Source organism: Candidatus Komeilibacteria bacterium CG_4_10_14_0_2_um_filter_37_10, assembly GCA_002793075.1.
Classification (GTDB): Bacteria; Patescibacteriota; Patescibacteriia; order UBA1558; family UBA1558; genus UM-FILTER-37-10.
In genome coordinates this window covers 1-2344 of the sequence record PFPO01000087.1, presented here as the reverse complement: position 1 = coordinate 2344, position 2344 = coordinate 1, and the positions used below count along the sequence as shown (strand labels likewise).

General features: G+C 35.4%; 5 protein-coding genes and 1 pseudogene (1 of these 6 cut by a window edge). All 6 read left to right on the top strand.

The window, feature by feature from the left end; translation table 11 throughout:
* Positions 1-12: pseudogene (locus COX77_04540) on the top strand (hypothetical protein); it begins 411 nt to the left of the window's first position.
* A 20-nt stretch (positions 13-32) separates the two neighbouring features.
* The gene (locus COX77_04535; protein ID PIZ98440.1) at positions 33-389 is read left to right on the top strand and encodes a hypothetical protein; all 357 of its coding nucleotides are present in this window, start codon (positions 33-35) and stop codon (positions 387-389) included.
* 1 nt (position 390) lies between these two features.
* Positions 391-780: a hypothetical protein gene (locus COX77_04530; GenBank protein ID PIZ98439.1), complete on the top strand. Its 390-nt coding sequence runs from the start codon at positions 391-393 to the stop codon at positions 778-780.
* A gap of 7 nt (positions 781-787) precedes the next feature.
* A complete protein-coding gene (locus tag COX77_04525; protein ID PIZ98438.1) occupies positions 788-1210 on the top strand; it encodes a hypothetical protein in 423 nt (140 codons plus the stop codon).
* A 7-nt stretch (positions 1211-1217) separates the two neighbouring features.
* Positions 1218-1733 (top strand): hypothetical protein, encoded by a 516-nt coding sequence (locus COX77_04520; GenBank protein ID PIZ98437.1) that lies wholly within the window; start codon positions 1218-1220, stop codon positions 1731-1733.
* A 10-nt stretch (positions 1734-1743) separates the two neighbouring features.
* Positions 1744-2211, top strand: a complete 468-nt coding sequence (locus tag COX77_04515) for a hypothetical protein (GenBank protein ID PIZ98436.1) — start codon at positions 1744-1746, stop codon at positions 2209-2211.
* The last annotated feature ends 133 nt before the right edge of the window (positions 2212-2344 follow it).

Genomic DNA, 2344 nt, shown 5'->3' with positions numbered 1-2344 from the left:
GAAAAAAGATAGTCACAATCAGTGGGGTTATCATGGTAGTAAGCTTTTTATTGCTGAGTGTTTTTTCCCCAGTACTGGCCAGTACCGGTATTATGGATAATTTGAAAAGTGTAGCTGGTCAAGGTTATGATGCTAATAAGGATTATGATGCAGCAACCATACGCGAATTAGTTGGTAGTATTGTGCAGATTGGACTGGGATTGATTGGTGCACTATTCTTAATTTTAGTAATCATTTCCGGTATTCAGTGGATGACTGCTGGTGGCAATACCGACAAGATCAATAAAGCTCGGCAAAGACTGATTAATTCCGTCATTGGTTTAGGTATTGTCTTGGTTGCCTGGGTTATCGTATACACTATTTTAGATCTTATTAATACTGTGGGCTAATATGATGAAAAATATCAAATATTATCTAATAGTTTTGTTTAGTTCTTGGCCGTTATTTTCTCGCGCGGCCCTGTTGAATGACAATGTTATGAACGATGCTCAGGATTTTGCCGGTAAATCTGGTTATGATACTACAAATAATCCCAATATTTATGTTATTATTGGCTCGGTATTACAGTATCTTTTGGGTTTTGTCGGAATGATATTTTTAATTTTGGTTATTACTGGTGGCTTGCAGTGGATGACTGCTGGCGGTAATGCTGACAAGATAACCAAAGCCCGAACGCGAATGATTAATGCCGCTACTGGTTTATTTATTACCATTGCCGCTTACGCTATTACTTGGTTTATCCAAGACGTTGCCTTTAGTGTGTTAAGGAGAACTAGCTAAAATTATTATGAATAGAAAAGACAGAATTACAACTTTAATTATTATTATGCTCATGTTATTTAGTATTTTTTCTATTATCACACCCGTGTTAGCTAGTACCATGCAGGATAAGTTTCAAAATAATTTAAAAGAGGTTGGTGGTAAGGCTTATTATGACGAAGCTGGAATTGAGCCACCATTGTCTGATCCTGGTGAAATTGTAGCAAATTTACTTTATTATATATTATCTTTTTTGGGTTTGATATTTGTAGTTTTGATTATCATCTCGGGCATTCAGTGGATGACTGCTGGTGGTAATGCTGAAAAGATAACCAAAGCCCGAACGCGAATGATTAATGCTGTTGTTGGTTTTGGTTTGGTAATTATGTCATTAGCCATTACTTATGGAGTGATGTTTTATTTACAGACAGCAACTAGTTATACTTATTAATATAATTATGAAGTTTTTAAAAGTATTATTAATTTGTTTTATCATCGTAACAGCATTAATTGTTGGTAATATTAGTTTAGCCAATAATAACGATACAGCTTCATTGCCCATTGATAAGGATTTTCAATTAAAGATTAATAGTGAAGATAATTCTATTATAATTACTGCTGGTAATGTTGGTGTTGGATCGAGTGGGTTTTATCGTGGTTTAGACAAGGTAGCAAATAAAACAGGGTTGGCCGGCAACATAGAAAATATTGATCTGTACTGGACAAGGGTTGTTGGTTATATCATAAAGATTGCTTTGAGTTTTTTATCACTTATTTTTGTGGTCAATATGGTTACCTCTGGCTATCTTTGGTTAACTGCAGGTGGCAACTCTGAACAGATCACCAAGGCCAGGAAAAGAATTATTAATTCGGTAATTGGTATGGCTATTGTTTTGGGCGTTTGGTCAATTACCGATTTCTTATTATTAAAATTAGCTTGCATTATTGAGTTCGGTGGACCAAGTTGCTCCTAAAGGTAAATTTATGAAAAAATATATATTGATTTTTATTCTCGTAGTCAGCATCGTTTCTCTTTGCTCGCTTGTTCTAACAGTCAATGCCCAATCTAGCGTTCGTGATCTACTAAGTAATCGTTACAGTGATTTAAAAGGTGAAGTTACTGGTTCTAGTTTGTCATCAACTCCCATTCAGTATGTGGTGGTGGATATTGTTCGTCGGGTTTTGATGTTTTTGGGCCTAGTAACCGTGATTATCATTATTTATGCTGGTTATCTCTGGCTAACAGCTGGTGGCAACGCCGATCAAGTTAACAAAGCCAAAAAATATTTGATTAATGCTGTTATTGGCGTCGTGATAGTTTTGGGCGCTTTTGTGTTTACCAGATTGGTCGTCACGATGGTAGGTGGCAATACTTTTGGTTGCACCTCTAGTAGTCAGTGTCCTAGTGGTTGGCAGTGTAGTCAGACTACGCATAGTTGTGTTTGGAATTAGAGATTATTTAATATATTAATTAATAAGTAAGATAGTAAAAAAGTATGAAGAAATTATTTAACAAGACTAATCTGATCGCACTACTTATGGTAGTAACTTTAGTTGTTCCTACTTTAGCTTTAGCTAATGCTAA

Coding starts and splice junctions, on each gene's coding strand:
- COX77_04515 (PIZ98436.1), top strand. CDS start 1,744: ATGAAAAAATATATATTGATTTTTATTCTCGTAGTCAGCATCGTTTCT.
- COX77_04530 (PIZ98439.1), top strand. CDS start 391: ATGATGAAAAATATCAAATATTATCTAATAGTTTTGTTTAGTTCTTGG.
- COX77_04520 (PIZ98437.1), top strand. CDS start 1,218: ATGAAGTTTTTAAAAGTATTATTAATTTGTTTTATCATCGTAACAGCA.
- COX77_04535 (PIZ98440.1), top strand. CDS start 33: ATGGTAGTAAGCTTTTTATTGCTGAGTGTTTTTTCCCCAGTACTGGCC.
- COX77_04525 (PIZ98438.1), top strand. CDS start 788: ATGAATAGAAAAGACAGAATTACAACTTTAATTATTATTATGCTCATG.